The organism is Pseudoduganella sp. HUAS MS19 (assembly GCF_053615455.1).
Map to the genome: position 1 here is coordinate 569,991 of NZ_CM132133.1, position 17,376 is coordinate 587,366.

At 67.3% G+C, this 17,376-nt stretch carries 14 protein-coding genes; 7 read left to right on the forward strand and 7 right to left on the reverse strand.

Annotation, left to right across the window (positions count from 1 at the left end; all coding sequences use genetic code 11):
• Positions 1-21: 21 nt before the first annotated feature.
• The 7 genes from prsT (ACWBU6_RS02685) (at position 22) to pepA (ending at position 10,949) form a co-directional block, all read left to right on the forward strand.
• A complete protein-coding gene (prsT, locus tag ACWBU6_RS02685) occupies positions 22-2,778 on the forward strand; it encodes an XrtA/PEP-CTERM system TPR-repeat protein PrsT (RefSeq protein WP_452647336.1) in 2,757 nt (918 codons plus the stop codon).
• A gap of 338 nt (positions 2,779-3,116) precedes the next feature.
• Positions 3,117-3,878 carry an N-acyl amino acid synthase FeeM domain-containing protein gene (locus ACWBU6_RS02690; RefSeq protein ID WP_452647337.1) on the forward strand — a complete coding sequence of 254 codons (762 nt, stop codon included), beginning with the start codon at positions 3,117-3,119 and terminating at the stop codon, positions 3,876-3,878.
• Positions 3,879-3,952: 74 nt separating this feature from the next.
• A complete protein-coding gene (prsT, locus tag ACWBU6_RS02695) occupies positions 3,953-6,742 on the forward strand; it encodes an XrtA/PEP-CTERM system TPR-repeat protein PrsT (protein WP_452647338.1) in 2,790 nt (929 codons plus the stop codon).
• A 5-nt stretch (positions 6,743-6,747) separates the two neighbouring features.
• Positions 6,748-7,620 carry a ThiF family adenylyltransferase gene (locus ACWBU6_RS02700; protein WP_452647339.1) on the forward strand — a complete coding sequence of 291 codons (873 nt, stop codon included), beginning with the start codon at positions 6,748-6,750 and terminating at the stop codon, positions 7,618-7,620.
• Complete coding sequence (locus tag ACWBU6_RS02705) at positions 7,617-8,672, forward strand: molybdopterin biosynthesis protein MoeY (RefSeq protein WP_452647340.1); 1,056 nt, start codon at positions 7,617-7,619, stop codon at positions 8,670-8,672. The genes ACWBU6_RS02700 and ACWBU6_RS02705 overlap by 4 nt, the downstream gene beginning before the upstream one ends.
• 14 nt (positions 8,673-8,686) lie before the next feature.
• Positions 8,687-9,895, forward strand: coding sequence for a glycosyltransferase (locus tag ACWBU6_RS02710; RefSeq protein ID WP_452647341.1), 1,209 nt, complete (start codon positions 8,687-8,689; stop codon positions 9,893-9,895).
• Between the two features lie 160 nt (positions 9,896-10,055).
• Positions 10,056-10,949: a flocculation-associated PEP-CTERM protein PepA gene (gene pepA, locus ACWBU6_RS02715; RefSeq protein ID WP_452647342.1), complete on the forward strand. Its 894-nt coding sequence runs from the start codon at positions 10,056-10,058 to the stop codon at positions 10,947-10,949.
• A 50-nt stretch (positions 10,950-10,999) separates the two neighbouring features.
• Here the strand turns inward: pepA and ACWBU6_RS02720 are convergent, their stop codons facing one another.
• The 7 genes from ACWBU6_RS02720 to ACWBU6_RS02750 all read right to left on the reverse strand — a co-directional run bounded on the left by ACWBU6_RS02720 (position 11,000) and on the right by ACWBU6_RS02750 (position 17,211).
• On the reverse strand, positions 11,000-11,797 hold the full coding sequence (locus ACWBU6_RS02720) for an SDR family NAD(P)-dependent oxidoreductase (protein ID WP_452647343.1): 798 nt from the start codon (positions 11,795-11,797) through the stop codon (positions 11,000-11,002).
• Complete coding sequence (locus ACWBU6_RS02725; protein WP_452647344.1) at positions 11,784-13,409, reverse strand: GMC oxidoreductase; 1,626 nt, start codon at positions 13,407-13,409, stop codon at positions 11,784-11,786. The genes ACWBU6_RS02720 and ACWBU6_RS02725 overlap by 14 nt, the downstream gene beginning before the upstream one ends.
• 12 nt (positions 13,410-13,421) lie before the next feature.
• A complete protein-coding gene (locus tag ACWBU6_RS02730) occupies positions 13,422-14,270 on the reverse strand; it encodes a lytic transglycosylase domain-containing protein (RefSeq protein ID WP_452647345.1) in 849 nt (282 codons plus the stop codon).
• Between the two features lie 62 nt (positions 14,271-14,332).
• A complete protein-coding gene (locus ACWBU6_RS02735) occupies positions 14,333-15,430 on the reverse strand; it encodes a nucleotidyltransferase domain-containing protein (protein WP_452647346.1) in 1,098 nt (365 codons plus the stop codon).
• Positions 15,420-16,334 carry an HprK-related kinase A gene (locus ACWBU6_RS02740; protein ID WP_452647347.1) on the reverse strand — a complete coding sequence of 305 codons (915 nt, stop codon included), beginning with the start codon at positions 16,332-16,334 and terminating at the stop codon, positions 15,420-15,422. Before ACWBU6_RS02740 ends, ACWBU6_RS02735 begins: the two co-directional genes overlap by 11 nt.
• The gene (locus tag ACWBU6_RS02745) at positions 16,328-16,561 is read right to left on the reverse strand and encodes an HPr-rel-A system PqqD family peptide chaperone (RefSeq protein WP_452647348.1); all 234 of its coding nucleotides are present in this window, start codon (positions 16,559-16,561) and stop codon (positions 16,328-16,330) included. Before ACWBU6_RS02745 ends, ACWBU6_RS02740 begins: the two co-directional genes overlap by 7 nt.
• Positions 16,561-17,211 carry a hypothetical protein gene (locus ACWBU6_RS02750; protein WP_452647349.1) on the reverse strand — a complete coding sequence of 217 codons (651 nt, stop codon included), beginning with the start codon at positions 17,209-17,211 and terminating at the stop codon, positions 16,561-16,563. The genes ACWBU6_RS02745 and ACWBU6_RS02750 overlap by 1 nt, the downstream gene beginning before the upstream one ends.
• Positions 17,212-17,376 lie beyond the last annotated feature (165 nt).

Here is a 17,376-nt window from a genome sequence, read left to right on the forward strand (position 1 = left end):
ACGACATCAGCAAAGGACAACATGGCACATCGCGTAACCCGGCTGGCCGTCGCCGCCACCCTGGCCGCCAGCGCATTGCTGGCCGGCTGCAAATCGGATACTCCGGAAAGCCTGCTGGCCGATGCCAAGCAGCTGCAGCAAAAGGGCGACCGCAAGGGCGCCCAGATCCAGCTCAAGAACGCGCTGGCCAAGGACCCCAACAACGGCGAGGCGCGCTACCAGCTGGGCAAGCTGTCGCTGCAGATGGGCGACCCGGTTTCGGCGGAAAAGGAAGCGCGCCGCGCCCTCGAACTGAAATACCAGCCGCAACAGAGCGAACTATTGCTGGCCGAGGCACTGCTGCGCCTGGGCGACTTGCAGAAGATGCTCGACGAAACCGAAAAATTCCAGCACAGCCCGGCCCTGCTGGCCTTGCGCGGCGAGGCCCTGATCGGCCTGCGCAAGCTGGACGAGGCGAAACAGCAATTCCAGTCGGCCCTGGCGGCCGAGCCCAACAGCGCCGACGCGCTGACCGGCATGGCGCGCCTGGCGGCCATCGGCAACGACCTGGAGGGCGCGCGCGCGCTGACCGAGCAGGCGATCGCCAAGGATGGCGGCAATATCAATGCGCTGACCTTCAAGGGCGAGTTGCTGCGCGCCCAGGCCAAGCCGGAAGAGGCGCGGGCGGCCTTTGCCGAGGTGCTCAAGCTGGACCCGACCAACAGCAGCGCCAACCTGGAGCAGGCTTACCTGGACATCGTGGCCGGCAAACTCGATTCGGCCCAGGCCGCCATCAACGCGGCCAAGAAGACGGCGCCGCGCAGCCTGACCACGCTGTACACCCAAGCCTTGCTCGACTACTCGCGCGGCAATTACACGGCGGCGCGCGACAATCTGCAAGCGATCGCCAAGGGCGCGCCCAACCACCCGCCCAGCGTATTGCTGTCGGGCGCGGTGGATTTCCAGCTCGGCTCGCTGAAGCAGGCCGAAGCCAAGCTGCGCACCTACCTCGGCGTGCAGGCGGACAATGCGTTTGCCCGCAAAATGCTGGCGGCCACGCTGTTGCGCAGCAATAACCCGGCCGAGGCGCTGAAGGCGCTGGAACCGGCCCTGCAGGACAAGGTCAGCGACAGCAGCCTGCTGGAACTGGCGGCCCAGGGCAATATGATGCTGCGCCAGCCGGTCAAGGCGGCCGCCCTGCTCGAGCAAGCCATCGCGCTGAACCCGAAACGCACCGGCAGCTACATCGCCCTGGGCGGCGCCCGCCTGATGCTGGGCGAGCGCGACAAAGGCTTGGCCATGCTGAACAAGGCGCTGGAACTGGAACCGGACTCGCTGCCGGCCGCCACGGCGCTGGCGCGCAGCCAGCTTGCCCTGGGCCAATACGAGCAGGCGCTGGCCGTGCTGGCCAAGCAGGAAGCCAAGCATGGCAAGGAGCCCGAGCTGCACGTGCTGCGCGGCCATGTGCTGCTGGCCCGGCAGGACAAGGCTGGCGCCCGCGCCGCCTTCAGCAAGGCGGTGGAGCTGGCGCCGGCCAGCTATGGCACGGTGGCCAACCTGGCCCAGCTCGAAATGATGGAGCAAAAGCCCGAGGCGGCGCGCCAGCATATGCTGAAACTGCTGGAAAAGGATCAGGACAATATCGCTGCCATGACGGCGCTGGCACAGATGGCCGAGCGGGCCAGGAAGCGCGACGAAGCGGCGCAGTGGCTGGAAAAGGCCGCCAATGCCGACCCCGCAGCCCTGGCGCCGGCTGTGCGCCTGGGCGGCTACTACCTGCAGACGCGCCAGCCGGCCAAGGCAGTCGCGCAATTGCGCAAGGTGCAGGTGGCGCATCCTGCGGCGCCGGTGGTGCTGGAGCTCCTGGGCCGGGCCCAGCAGATGTCCGGCGACCTGGCGGGCGCCTATGAAACCTATAGCAAGCTGGCCGGGGCGGCACCCAAGGCGGCGGAAGCCCAGCTCTACCTGGCCAGCGTGCAAGTGCAAAAGAAAGATTTGCCGGCGGCCCAGGCCAGCGTGAAAAAGGCGCTGGGGCTGGACCCGGCTTCGGTGCAGGCCCATCTGATGGAGGCCGACCTGGCTGTGATGCAGGGCAAGCCGGACGAGGCGCTGGCGGTCGCGCGCAAGCTGCAAAAATCCCAGGCCAAGCTGCCGGCCGGCTTCCTGCTTGAGGGCGACTTGCAGATGCAGGCCGGCAAGCCGGTGCAAGCCGTGGCGCCTTACCAGCAAGCCTTCACGCTGGCGGCGCGGCCGGAGCTGATGCTCAAGCTGGCCGGCGCGCTGCGCGCTGCCAACCGTGCCGCCGAGGCCGATGCCCAGGTGGCCGCCTGGCGCAAGGCCCATCCGGACGAACCCATGGGCCTGATGTATGCAGCCGAACAGAATATTGCGGCCAAACAGTACAAGGCTGCCATCGGCCAGCTGGAAACCGTGCTGGCCAAGCTGCCGGACAATGCGCTGGCGCTCAACAACCTGGCCTGGTCTTACCAGCAGGTCAAGGACAAGCGCGCCCTCGCTACCGCCGAGAAAGCCCAGCAGTTGGCCGGCGACAACCCGACCATCATGGATACCCTGGGCTGGATCCTGGCCGAACAGAACCAGCTCGAGCGCGCCTTGCCGATCCTGCAGAAGGCCAGCGAGCTGGCGCCCAAGGCGGCCGACATCCGCGGCCACTATGCGGCCGCGCTGTGGAAGAAGGGCGACAAGGCCGGCGCCCGCAAGCAATTGCAGGCAGCCATGAGCGACGCGCGCTTCGCCCAGACCGACGAAGCACGTAACTTGCAAAAGCAATTTGAATAAGTAGCAACTTCTGCGCAGTCCAGCCCGCATGCGCGCCGCCGCCTGCGGGCTTCCTCCCTCTACGTCTATTGTGCAGTTGAAAACAATAGAGTCTTTTTCACAACATTTACTTCATGGGTATTGTGTGGCGGGCGCTGCCATGCCAACATGTAGAAAGTTAGTAATTTTTACATAACTCACTTGCAACCCGCTACATTTTCGTTCTGGCATCAATCGTGCGCGCCCCCGCAAGTGTAATCAACTATATTTTGCCGTTGAGCCCGGCGTCCGCGCCGCTCGCCGGGCTCATTGGCAATGGCTGGCCGTAAGGCTTGCGGGTGCCAAAGGAGGATAGAGCCATGAATGGAACCGCTGACCCAGTGCTGGAAGCCGAGCCGGTCCGGCAGGCTCGAGCCGACTCCCATGCGCGCGCCACGCTCGAGGACTTGCTTCCGGAAAATATGGAAGACCTGGTCACCGACGAAAAATCTTTTGGTATTCGCATGATCGATACGGTCGAAGGCCGCAGCAAGGCCAGCCTGCTAATCAACAAAATGTACTCCTGGCGCGGCTATGCCGGGACCCATAAGCTGAGCGACGATCCGAACCGGATCACGCTGACGGCCAGCGACAAGGGCGAGGTGGTGGGCACGCTGACCCTGGGGCTGGATTCGCCGATCGGCATCATGGCCGATGAAATTTTCAAGGAAGAGGTCGATTCGGTGCGCATGATCCCGGGCGCCCGCGTCTGCGAAATCACCAAGCTGGCCTTCGACAATGGCGGCAGCAAGTCGCAGATGGCGTCGCTGTTCCACCTGTCGGTGATTTATGCGCGCGACCTGCACCACTGCACCCATATCTTCATCGAAATCAACCCGCGCCACCGCCGCTTTTACGAAGCCATGCTTGGCTTCAAACGGATGGGCGAACTGAAGACCAACCCGCGCGTCGACGCCCCGGCCTACCTGCTGGTGGTGGAGCTGGCCTACGTCAGCGAACAGATTGAAAAATTTGGCGGCCAGGGCGCGGAGGTGGCCATGTCGGCGCGCTCGTTCTATCCGCTGTTCTACTCGCCGCGCGAAGAACGGGGTATTGTCCAGCGCCTGAAGAACATCCAATAGTCTATTGAGATTTGATAGTCGATTGACAATTATTGTGGTATTGTCAATATCCTGACCACCAAGCAGGGGTTTCCATGCCACGTCGCGAGAACCGGGGGGCGCAGCGCGCCCTCGCCATCTTCGGCAGCCTGATGCTGGCTGCCGGCCTGTCCGGCTGCCTCAAGTCCGAAAGCAGCGCCACGCTGATGGCGCAAGCCCGGCAGTACCTGCAGCAGGGCGATAGCAAGGCGGCCCTGATCCAGCTCAAGAATGCAGCCGACCAGAGCCCGCAGGATGGCGAAATCCGCCTGCTGCTGGCGCGGGTCTACAACGATAACAATGAGCCGGCCCTGGCCGAAAAGGAAGTGCGCAAGGCGCTCAGCCTGCAGATCGAACGGGCCCGCGCCATGCCGCAGCTGGTGCGCGCGCTGCTGGCGCAGGACAAGGCGCAGCAGGCGCTGGAGGAAAGCGAGGCCGATGCCGCCCAGGCCGGCCCGGCCCTGCTGGCGGCACGCGGCGATGCCTGGCTGGCCCTGGGCGACACGGCCAAGGCCAGGGACGCTTATGCGCAAGCGCTGGCCGGCGAACCGGGCCAGGCCAACGCCCTGCTGGGCCAGGCGCGCCTGGCGCAGCAGGCTGGCGATAGCGCTGCCGCCCTGGCGCTGGCCGCACAAGCCTTGCAGGCCCACCCGCAAGACCTCAACGTGCTGCGCTACCAGGCCGCGCTGCTGCGCCGCCTGGGCAAGAACGAGGCGGCGCTGGCGGCCCTGGGCCAGGCGCTGGGCGTGCAGCCCGACCACCTGGCCGCCCGGGTCGAGCGCACCGACCTTGCAATCGCCCTCAAGCAATTCGATGCGGCCAAGGCCGACATCGGCGAATTGAACAAGCTGCGGCCGGACACCCTGCATGCGCTCTACCTGCAAGCCTTGCTCGACCATCACCAGGGCAAGCTGACTGAAGCGCAAGGCAACCTGCTCAAGCTGCTGAAGGCGGCGCCCGGCCATATGCCGACCGTGCTGCTGGCCGGGGCCAACGAACTCAAGCTGGGCAATGCCACGGCGGCGCAAGGCTACCTCAACGCCTACCTGGAGAAATTCCCGGACGACCTGTTCGCGCGCAAGCTGCTGGCGCAGTCGCTGCTGGGCACCAACCAGGCGGCCGAAGCAGCGGCGGCGCTGGCGCCGCTGTTGCGCAGCGGCGCCAAGGATCCGCAATTGCTGGTGCTGGCCGGCGAATCGAACTTGCGCAAGAAAGATTACGGGTCGGCCCAGCAGTACTTCGAACAGGCGGCGCAGGCGCTGCCCAATGAAGCCACCTTGCAACTGTCGATCGGCCTGTCCCTGCTGGGCCAGCAGCAGTATGCCCGGGCCGTCGAGCAGCTGCAGCGGGCTACCGAGCTCGACCCCAAATCGGCGCAGGCGGCGCTCTACCTGATCCACACGGAAATCAGCCTGCGCCGCTACGACCAGGCGCTGGCAGCGGTCAAGGCTTACCAGGCCAGCCAGCAGGACAGCGCGGTGGTGCGCAACCTGGAAGGCGGCATTTACCTGGCGCAGAAAAACGCGCCGGCCGCCCGTGCCGCCTTCGAACAAGCGCTGGCGCTGCAGCCGAACCACCTGGCCGCCAACATGAACCTGGCCCAGCTCGACCTGCAGGACAAGCAGCCGGGCGCCGCCCGCAAGCGCTTCGAGACCGTGCTGCAGCACGACAAGCACAACGTCGGCGCCATGACGGCCCTGGCCGATCTCGCGCTCCAGCAAGGCCGGCAGCAGGAAGCCATCGGCTGGCTGGAGCAGGCGGTGGCGGAAAAACCCAAGGCCAGCGAGCTTGGCGTGCGCCTGGCCCATGCCTACCTGCAGGCCCGGCAGCATGCCAAGGCCACCACGCTGGCGCGCAAGCTGCAGCTGGCAGATCCGGCCAGCCCCTACCTGGCTGAATTGCTGGGCCAGGTGCAACTGGCCAACAGCGATGCCAGCGGCGCCCTGGAAAGCTTCGGCAAGATGGTGCAGCTGGAGCCCCGATCGGCGCGTGCCTGGTTCGGCATGGCGACCGCCCACCTGATGCTGAAAAACGCCACGGCCGCCAGCAGCGACCTGAAGAAGGTGCTGGCGCTCGAGCCGAAGCACCGCCCGGCGCGCCTGGCGCTGGCCGAAATCGCGCAGCAGCAAAACCGTCCGGCCGAGGTGCTGGCCATCGCGCGCCAGATGCAAAAGGAAGACGGGCAGCAGCCGGCCGGCTACGTGCTCGAGGGCGACCTGCTGGCGCGCCAGCAGAAATACCGCGAAGCGGCAGCCCTGTATGAAAAGGCCTACGGCTATGAGCAGGACGGCCGCATCCTGCTGGCCCTGCACCGCACCCTGCTGGCGGCCGGCCTGCCGCGCGACGCCGACCAGCGCCTGGCGCAGCACCGCAAGGAGCAGCCGGGCGACCTGGCCGCTGCCATGTATGCCGCCGAGCTGGCCCTGTCGCGCCAGCAGTACGGCGCCGCCGCGGCCGACCTGGAACTGGTGCTGAAGGCGGCGCCCGACAGCCCGGTGGCCCTGAACAACCTGGCCTGGGCTTACAGCCAGCTGAAAGACCCGCGCGCCTTGACCACGGCCGAAAAGGCGCTGCAGGCGGCGCCGGACAGCCCGGCCGTGCTCGATACCACCGGCTGGCTGCTGGTGGGCAAGGGCGACGCCGGGCGCGCGCTGCCGCTGCTCAAGCGTGCCAGTGCGCTGCAGCCGGCCAATGCCACCCTGCGCTACCACCTGGCCGTCGCGCTCAGCCAGTCGGGCGACAAGAAGTCGGCCCGGCTGGAACTGGAAAAGCTGGTGGCGGCTGGCACCCCGTTCCCGCACCTGGACGATGCGATCGCCCTGCTCAAGGGCCTGAAGGGCAGCTGAGCGCGATGAGCGACCCCTTCATCTACCAGCAAGCGTTCGCCCGCAATATCGGCTGGGTCACCGAAGCCGAACAGGCCAGCCTGCGCGGCAAGCGGGTGGCCATTGCCGGTGCCGGCGGGGTGGGCGGGGTGCACCTGATGACCCTGGTGCGCCTGGGGATCGGTTCCTTCCACATTGCCGACTTCGACAAATTCGACCTGCCCAACTTCAACCGCCAGGTGGGCGCCATGCAGTCGACGCGCGGCTTGCCCAAAATTGAAGTGATGGCGCGCATGGCGCGCGACGTCAATCCCGAACTCGAGATCAGGACCTTCCCCGATGGCATCAACGCCGGCAACCTCGAGGCCTTTTTCGACGGCGTCGACATCTACATCGACAGCCTCGACTTCTTCGCTTTCGACATCCGCCAGCAGACCTTTGCCCTGTGCGCCGCGCGCGGCATCCCGGCCACCACGGTGGCGCCGCTGGGCATGGGAGCGGCGCTGCTGAACTTCCTGCCGGGGCGCATGACGTTTGAAGAATATTTCGGCTGGGGCGACCTGCCGGAAGGCGAGAAGGCGATCCGCTTCGTGGTCGGGCTGGCGCCGGCCGGCCTGCACCGGCCCTACCTGGTGCTGCCGTCGGCCGTCAACTTCGCCGAACGGCGCGGCCCTTCCACCATCATGGCCTGCCAGCTGTGCGCCGGCATTGCCGCCACCGAAGCGCTGAAGATCCTGCTCGGGCGCGGCAGCGTGCGTGCGGCGCCGCACGGCATGCAGTTCGACGCCTACCGCAACAAGCTGGTGCGCACCTGGCGTCCCGGCGGCAACAACAACCCGATCCAGCGCCTGGCGATCCTGATCGGCCAGCGCGCCTTTGCGAAAATGGCCCAACCATGAACACCATCGAACAGATCCTCGACCTGGCGCGCTGGGCGCCCAGCGGCGACAACACCCAGGTGTGGCGCTTCGAAATCCTGGCGCCGGACCAGGTGGCCGTGCATTGCTACGACACGCGCGACCATGTGGTGTACGACCTGGACGGCCATCCCAGCCAGGTGGCCGTCGGCGCCATGCTGGAAACCATGGCCATTGCCGCCAGCGCCCACGGCCTGCGCGCCGACGCCGTGCGCCGCAGCGGCAGCCCGGACACCCATCCCGTGTTCGACGTGCGCTTCACGCCGGATGCGGCCATTGCGCCCAGCGCGCTGCTGCCGGTGATCACCACGCGCAGCGTGCAGCGCCGCCCGCTGAGCACGCGGCCGCTGACGGCGCAGGAAAAGCAGGCGCTGGAAGCGGCGGTCGGCCCGGCGCACCGGGTGCAGTGGATCGAAGGCTTCGCCGGGCGCTGGGCGGCGGCGCGGCTGATGTTCAGGAACGCCAAGCTGCGCCTGACCATGCCGGAAGCGTATGAAGTACATCGCAGCATCATCGACTGGGGCAAGACGCATAGCCCGGACAAGGTGCCGGACCAGGCCCTCGGCGTCGACAACGGCACCCTGGCGCTGATGAAGTGGGCCATGGCCAGCTGGCAGCGGGTCAATACCATGAATACCCTGATGGGCACCTGGGCGCCGCGCCTGCAGATGGACCTGCTGCCCGGCATGGCTTGCGCCGCCCACTTCGTGATCCGCGCCCAGCGCGCGCCGGCCGGCATCGACGACTACGTGGCCGCCGGCCGCGCCACCCAGCGCTTCTGGCTGACGCTGACGGCCCTTGGCCTGCACATGCAGCCGGAAATGACGCCGCTGATTTTCGGCCGCTATGTGCGCAACGCGGTGCGCTTCAGCCGCCTCGCGCCGTTGCAGGAGGCGGCGCGCAAGCTGTATGCCCAGCTCACCGCGCTGATCGGCGCCGCGCCGGAGACGGCTGTGTTCATGGGCCGCCTGGGCGCCGGCAAGGCGCCCACGGCACGCTCGCTGCGCAAGCCTCTGGCCGAACTGATGAAGTAGGCCGGCTTCCCAAGATGGCCCGCAAGAAAATCCTGTTCGTCGCCGAAGCCGTGACCCTGGCCCACGTCGGCCGCCCGCTGGCGTTGTCCGCCGCCCTCGACCGCGCGCAATACGAGGTGCACTTTGCCTGCGCCGAGCGCTACGAATTCTGCTTCGAAGGCGCGGACCTGGTGCGCTGGCCGATCCACAGCATCGCCAACCAGCAATTCCTGCAAGCGCTGGCGGACGGCAAGCCGGTGTACGACGCGGCCACGCTGGCCGCCTACGTGGAGCAGGACCTGCAGCTGCTGCGCCAGGTGCAGCCCGACGTCGTGGTGGGCGACTTCCGCCTGTCGCTGTCGGTCAGCGCGCGCCTGGCCGGCGTGCCCTATGTCTCGCTGATCAATGCCTACTGGAGTCCGTTTGTCAGCCAGCAGTACATCGTGCCCAGCCTGCCGCTCACGCGTTGCCTGCCCATCGCCCTGGCCAACGTGCTGTTCAACCTGGCGCGTCCGCTGGCGTTTGCCCTGCACACCATCCCCCTCAACCAGGTGCGGCGCCGGCATGGCCTGCCTGCCCTGGGCTGGGACCTGAACCGGGTGTACACCGATGCCGACTACACCTTGTATGCCGACGTGCCCGACCTGTTCCCGCCGCATGACCTGCCGTCCAACCATGCCTTCATCGGCCCCGTGCTGTGGTCGCCGCCGCTGCCGGTGCCGCCCTGGTGGGACCAGCTGCCGGCCGATCGCCCGCTGGTGTACGTGACCGTGGGCAGCTCGGGCCACGGCGCCTTGCTGCCGGCCGTGCTGCGCGCGCTGGCCGGCCTGCCGCTGACGGTGCTGGCCGCCACCGTCGGCATGGTCAAGCTCGATGCCGTGCCGGACAATGCCCGCGTGGCCGACTTCCTGCCTGGCGAGGAAGCGGCGCGCCGCGCCGCCCTGGTGATCTGCAATGGTGGCAGCCCGACCAGCCACCAGGCATTAGCGGCCGGGGTGCCGGTGGTCGGCATTGCCGGCAACCTTGACCAGTTCCTCAATATGGCGGGCATCGTCACGGCCGGCGCCGGCGCGCTGCTGCGTGCCGACCGCTTCGATGAGCAAGCCTTGCGGCAGGCGGTGCAAGACTTGCTGGGGACGCCGACCGCGACGGCGGCGGCGCGCCGCGTGCAGTCCATATTCAACAGCTATCAAGCGTCAGAATCTTTTAGCAAGTTACTGTCGAAAATCCTTACAACGCCATAAGTTAATATCAATATGGTACTAACGGAAAGGTTGCAAAGTATTGATTTCTAAGGAAATGGAAAGGTTGGCACAACTATTGCTCATAGGAGTGTGTGCCCGCTGCAAGGCCGGATAGCAGCAAAAGGTCCAGACAGCCCTTTTTAACCCAGGAGTCATAACAATGAAGATTTTCCGCAAACTGCTCCCGCTCGCTACGGCAGCCACCATGCTGTTCGCTGCCGGTGTTGCACAGGCAGACGTGATCACCCCATTCACCATCAAGGATGGCACCAATGTCCTGGCGACCAACGTCAATTCGCTGGACTGGGCCGAAACCGGCAGCGGCCTGGCCAAAGGCATCGGCCCGTTCGGTGCGCCGCTGGCGGTCGGCTCGACCTTCGAGTTCCTGTACCAGGCCACCCTGGTGGGCAAGGCCGGCGGCACCAACAGCCCATCCCTGGGCGGCCGCTTGGACGGCGAAGCGAACGGCTCGGCTGACGGCATGTTCGAGATCACCATCGCCGCCCGCATGACCGAAGTGGTGTCCAGCGTGGTGCCGGGCCCAGGCGGCACGGCCACTGCCAACTTCAACCTGGCACCGGGCCAGAACCAGGTGGCGATCTACTTCGATACCAACCAGAACGCCAACACCGCGACTGGCGAAGGCTTCGACGACGGCATCATGATCGCCCTGCTGACCATCGATTCCAACTCGTCCGTGTTCCAGCTCTTGGCACCGAACAATGGCCAGGGTTCGGCGCGCCTGCACGCCGGCATGCTGGCGCCGGGAGACTTCATCAATCCCGACTACCTGGAAGGCGTCTCCAGCCTGCTGTTCGGCATCGACTTCCAGTCGAGCCTGAACTACCCGGCTGACACCTCGACCACCACCGGCTTCCACCGCAATGGTTCGAGCAACAACGGCGACCCCTTCGCTACCGATGAAGTGACTGGCCGCGACATCCTGTTCAAGGTTGACGGCTCCAACCGCTTCACCCGCGTGCCGGAACCAGGCACCATGCTGCTGATGGGCGTTGGCCTGCTGGGCCTGGCGCGCCTGCGCCGCCGCGCCTAAGCCGCGGCCTTGAAGGAATGGGGACGTCCCCTCAGGGGACGTCCCTTTTTTTATGACTGCGGCGGCTTGAACATCTTGGCCACTTCCCGGATCACCATGCTGTGCGGGAACAGGCCGGCGAAGAAGCGCTGCTTGTAAGTGCCCTTGATCGAGGCCACCACCGGGTCGCCCTTGGCCAGGCCGGCCAGCGAAGCCTTGACCACGTCGGCCGTGCTGCCGCGCGTGGCCAGGGCGCTGGCATAGGCGCCGGCCTTGGCGTCGAATTCGGTGTCGGTCGGGCCCGGCACCAGGGTTTGCACCAGGATGCCGCGCTCCTTCCACTCCCCATGCAGGGCTTGGCTGAAGCTTTGCACAAAGGCTTTCGAGGCCGCATAGACCGCCATATAGGGCACCGGCTGGTAGCTGGCTTGCGACGAGACATTGATCACCGCACTGCTCGGATGCGCGGCCAGGTCGGGCAGGAAGTGGTAGCACATTTCCACCATGGCGCTGTTGTTGACCTCGATCATGTCGCGGTAGTCCTTGAGCTCCCAGTGCTCGAGGCGGTTCCAGCGGCCCATGCCGGCGATATTGCACAGCAGGCGGATGCGGATGCCCACCGCGTCGAGCCGTTCCTTGACATGGGCCACCGCGCCTGGCTTGGCGAGGTCGACGCGCACCACCTCGGCCTGACCGCCCTGTTCCTGCACTACCCGTTGCGCCAATTCCTGCAGGCGTTCTGCGCGGCGCCCGACCAACACCACATGGACGCCATTGCGCGCCAGTTGGCGCGCGAATTCGGCGCCGATGCCGCCCGAGGCGCCGGTCACCAGCGCCCAGTGGCCGCGCAAGTCTTCAAGCTTGATCATCGTAGATTCCTTTTCCCGTCAGGTGGCGCGCCACGCGCAAGGCATTGGCCGCGATGGTCAGGCTGGGATTGGTCCCGCCGCTGGACGGGAAGAAGGAGCCGTCCACCACGTACAGGTTGGACAGGCCGTGGGCGCGATTGTTGGCATCGAGCACGCTGCTGCGCGGGTCGCTGCCGAAGCGGCAGGTGCCGCAGACGTGGGCGATGCGCTGGTTGTTGTCGGCCTGTTTCACCAGGTCGAAGGCGTAGGGCTTAAGCGCATCCTGCATCAGGCGGCGCATGGCCGCGATGCGCGCCGCATCGTGCGGGCGTACCCGGTAGTCGAGCGCCAGGCGCGCATCGGCGCTGGCCGGCGTGACGCGGTTGTCGGCATACGGCAAGTCTTCCAGCGTGCTGGCCAGCACCAGGCGCTCGTGCACGAACTGCCTGAGGATGGGTTTCATGACCGGTTGCGCCAGCTTGAACAAGGGCGCCAGCCAGGGCAGGGCGCCTTGCCGGATATCGTCTGCCATCGAAGCGGCCAGCACCGGCACCGGCGGCAGGCGGCCGAACGATTGCACCGAGCCCAGCTTCATGCCGTCGCGCTGGTAGAAATCGTTGAAGCCGAATTCCTTTTGCCGGTTGTCGAAACCGGCCGGCGTCTGCGGCTTGATCAGGTACAGGTCGATGTGGTGGCGCATCAGGTTGCGCCCCACCAGGCCGGAATCGTTGGCCAGGCCGTGCGGCCAGTGCGCGGAAGCCGATTGCAGCAGCAGGCGCGGCGTTTCCAGCGCGCCGGCGGCCAGGAAGACCTGCTTGCCGCGCAAGATCAGGCGCTGGCCGCGCTGCTCGCACACCACGCCGGTGACCGCCTGGCGCGTGGCTTCCAGCTGCACCACTTCGCATTCATCCATCAGCGTTGCGCCATGCCGCGCCAGGGCCGGTTGCAGGCAGACGCGGCTGGCGTCGTTCTTGCACTGGCGGTCGCACAGGTAGCCCTGGCAGGCGCCGCAGCCTTCGACAAATTCACAGGCCAGCGGCAAGCGGTAAGGATGCAATGCGCGCCGGCGGAAGAACTCAAACAGTTCGCCGGAAGCGGGCGTCAGCGGCGGCGGCGCGCGGAAATGCGCAGCCCAGCCGCCAGTGCGGTCGGCGCGCAGCGGGTCCGGCGTGCCGCGCACGCGGAACAGTTGTTCCGCTTCTTCGTAATGCGGCAGCAGCTGGTCGTAGCCGATCGGCCAGGCTTGCGGCAAGTCGGCATCGGCCGCCTGCGGATGTTGCGCGCGCGGCGCGAAATCCGCAGGGAAAAAACGTTCCAGCACCATGCCGTACAGCGCGCTCGAGCCGCCGGTGCCGCAGCCGATGAAGGGCACGAAATGCTGGGTGCGCGGGCCGGCGTTGGTGCGGATGGTGTCGCTGTAGCGGCCGGCGCGCTGCAAGGTGGCGCGGTGCTGCGGGCCCGGCGCTGCCGCGCTGGCGAAATGCGTTTCGGCGTAGCTGTTGGTCAGCGCGCCGGGCTGCAAATGGGACTTGCCTCTTTCCAGGAACAGCACGCGCTGCCCGGCCTTCGCCAGGGCGTAGCCAAGTGGCGCGCCGCCCATGCCGGTGCCGATGATGATCGCGTCCCATTCCATCGGGCAAGCATATCATCGGCGTGCGCGAATTGCCATCGGCTGCGCGCAGCGGCCCGGCGCCGCTGCCGCATAGGGATGGCTGGATTTGCCGTACAGCTTGCCGATCCGCCGCACATAGGCGCGCGTTTCATCGTAGGGCGGCACGCCGCCATGCTGGTCGACCGCCTGTTCGCCGGCGTTGTAGGCCGCGGTCGCCAGCCTGACGTCGCCGCTATAGCGCGCCAGCAGCCAGCGCAGGTAAGCCAGGCCGCCGCGCAGGTTCTGCTCCGGATTGAAAGCATCGAGCACGCAAAAGCGCGACGCCGTGGCGGGAATCAGCTGCATCAGCCCGCGCGCATCGCGGGGCGAGACGGCGGTGCGCCGGAAACCGGACTCGACTGCAATGACGGCCAGCGCCAGGGCTGGCTCGATGTCATATTCGGGCGCCAGCCGGTCGACCAGGGCCAGTAACTGCGGCGTGGCAGCGTGGTAGTCGGGGACGGGAAATGCGAGGTCGAGTTCGAGCGCGGGATCGGGCGCCATGCAGGCCGGCAGGGCGCTGGCCGGTGCGGCGGGCAGCAGCGCCTGCATGCGCGCGCCGGCCGGGTGGCCTTGTTCGGCTGCCAGCGTGAACAGGCGCCATGCCACGCCATCGTCGCGCGGCACGCCGCGCCCATTGGCATACATCCAGCCCAGGGCGTATTGCGCATCGGGCGCGCCGAGCCGGGCGGCGCGGCAGTACAGCGCGGCTGCCTGGCCGGGGTCGCGCGCCACGCCTTCGCCGTGCTCCAGGCGCTGGGCTTGTTCAAACAGGGTGGCGGCATTCTGCGCGCAGGCTGCGTGGGCCAGCAGGCTGGCCGCCACGATGGCAAGGAGTCGCATGCATGCTCCGTGCAAACGGATACCCGGCAATTGTAGCGGGACAGTGCTGGCAGGTGCTGCCGTTATGCGGCCGCGCCCGGCGAGTTTTTGGGGGTCAAAAATGCCTTGTGGAACAGGTGGCGCGCCAGGCGCAGCGGCGGCATGCGCAGCCAGTTGCCGCGCACATACAGCAGGAAGTCGGCCAGGGCGGCGCCGGCGCCGCGGCAGCTTGGATGGTGCGGCAGCAGTGCGCGCGTAAACAGCGCATCCATCACGGCCAGCAGCGCCGGCGGCGGGCCGTCGGGCGCCAGGGCGGCCAGCGTGGCCGGCGGCACCCGGGTGCCAAGCAGCATGGCGCTGTAGCGCAGGCCGTAGAACAGGAAGCGCTGCAACTGGTGCTGGCGCGCGCGCGCCGGCAGCGCTTCCCAGAAGCCTGCTTCGTGCTCGCTGAAATGGGTGAGCAGGCAGTGCAGGTCCCACAGGTCGCGCAAGCCCTTGTCGAATTGGCCGTCCGCAAACAGGTGGGTGGCGCTGTGCAGCACCATGTCGAGCGGCGCCAGGACAGCGGCGCCCGGCGCGCCGGCCAGCGGCCGCGCGGCGGCGCGCAGCAGCTGCGCGTCGGGGCGCTGGGCCGCCGTGCGCGGCAGGATGGTGTGGTGCACGTCGATGGCAGTCTGGCGCAGCACATGCATCATGGGCGGCAGCTCGTGCATCCATTCGCGGTAATAGCGCTGGTCATAGTGGTCGTGGTGGGTGCCGACCCAGCCGTGGCGCATCAGGGCCGCTTCCACTTGCGGCAGGCTTTCTTCCGGCACCAGGATGTCGATGTCGGAAAACAGGCGGCCGGCGGCAGGCGGCAGGCCGGCAGCGGCATAGGCGCCGCCTTTCAGCAGCAGCAGCGGCAGGCCGAGGCCGGCCAGCGCCTTGCCGATCAGGCGGATTTCCCAGTAAGTGGCCTGGCGGTGGCGGCGCGCCATCACCGCCGCCCACGACAGCTGCTCGCGCGCTTGCGGCAAGGCTTGCGCCAGCACGCCGTGCTGCGCCAGCCAGTCGTGCAGGGTGGCGCTGAGGTTGGCATGGGCCGCCTGGCGCAGCAGCAAGTCCCAGCCGGCCGGCGTCAGCGCGGCAAGCCCCTGCGGCGCGCGCAGGGCGCGCAGCAGCAACGGCACGTCAGCTTTCATGGAGGCGGGCAAAGGTGTCCAGGGCTTCATCCAGCGCACTATAGCGGAAGCGGAAGCCGGCTGCCTGTTCGATCAGGCGGCCCAGGGCAGCAAAGCCGGCCGCGCCCAGCACGCTGTAGTTGAAGCTGTTGCCCGCCAGTTCCATGAAGGTGGCGGCGCGCGCCAGCGGTTCCAGCGTGGTGGCCGCGCCGGCGCTATAGTGCGGGAACACGATCCAGGCCGGCTGCGCGCAGTCGGCCGCGCGCGCCACCGCAGCGCCCGGCGCCCGCATATGGGCCACCGTGCCCTTGCTGGTGTCGTGCACCGGCGTGCTCAGCACCGCATCGGGCACATAGGCGCGGATGATGCCGATCGAGGCGTTTTTCAGGCTGATGGGGCGCGGGTTGGGCACCAGCAGGCCGCTATCGAGTTCCAGCAGGGTCAGTTCGTCGGACAGCAGGCGCCAGCCGCCCTTGCCGCACAAGGCGGCGGTCAAGGTGCTCTTGCCCGAACCGGGCGGGGCCGGCAGGATCACGGCGCGGCCATGGCGCTCCAGCACGGCCGCATGCACGATCAGGTAGCGGTGGGCGCGGCTTGACACGCACCAGTTCAAGCCCCATTCGAACATGGGGAAGGCATGCTGCAGGGGCATCGGCTGGAACATCTCGTAGCCGTCGCAATGCAGGCGCACCTGCGGGCGCAGCCAGCGGCGCACCGAGCGCGGGCGCCGCAGCTGCAGGTGGAAGTCGGCAAAATCGCTGTCCTGCAGCAGCGGATAGTCGCCGTACAGCTGGCCGATGCCGGCCGCCACGCTGGGCATGTCGGCCTGCAGCCGCACGCTGAAGCGGCCGGTGCGCAGGCGCAGGCCGTCGCCGGCCAGGCGCGCCTGCAGCGCGCCAGGCGCCAGCGAGGCCACCGTCAGCATGGTTCCACCAGGTAGAGTTTGCGCAAACCGGCCAAGGCCAGCTGGAGCTCGCGGTCGGCCCAGTCGTCGGGCCCGAGGGCGCCATCGCGCAAGGCTTGCAGCAGGTCGAGGGTGGCCTGGTCCAGCAGGTGGGTGGCGCCCGACACTTCGTTGTACAGTACGACCTGGCCGTCCCAGCTACGGTGCAGCAGGGACTGGCCCGGCACCAGTTGCCACTGCACCGGCATCAACCCATCGTACCGGACAGGTAGTCGACCACTTGCTTGGCATCCCACTTCACGCCGGCAGTCGGGCTGAAGGAACCGGTATCGCGCAGTTCATTCCAGATATTCTGCAGCATCGGCACCGTCTGGAAGCCGGACAGGCCGGCCAGCACGTTCAGGTAGCAGGCCACCAGGTGGGCCCCCAGCTTGTGCGTGTCGAAGTCGGGCCCGTTGCCCATGATGTAGTCCAGCGTGCACTTGTCCGCACCGTAGGTGTTGCTCATTTCCAGCGTGCAGCTGAACACGCTGCGGAACTTATCGGTCGGCAGGGCGCCTGCCGGCCACACCTTGTCCGGCAGCGGTGCCGGCGTAGGGTTCTTGCCGCCGCCCTTGCCATTACCATTGCCGCTGCCGTTGCTGCCGCCGCCTTCCGCCGGCTCGGTGTTTTTCCACGCGCCCGGCGACTTGCCGGCGCAGGCGCCCGGATCGTTGGGGCGTGCGCTGACCAGCCCGGACTGGAAGCCCGAAGGGCCGGCGCAGACCACCGCTGCCATGCCTGGCTGGCTGTGCAGGGTCAGCAGAACGCCGGAGGCGGCGGCACCGGCGCGGGTAAAGCGGCGGCGCGCAGCGCCTTTGGCGCTCAGTTGCTGGTCTGGCTGTTGTTCGTTGGCCACGTCGTCGTCCTTGCGAATTGAGAAAGGCAGCTCGGCTGCCCGCTTTCCTTAGTTTTAAAGCAAGTACCGTTCCAGATACGAGTTTCACTATGGAACAGCTGGAAAATCAGGCGCTTAGCTGCGCCAGGGGCGCCGCTAGGGCGCCCCGGACGCCTATGATATCTT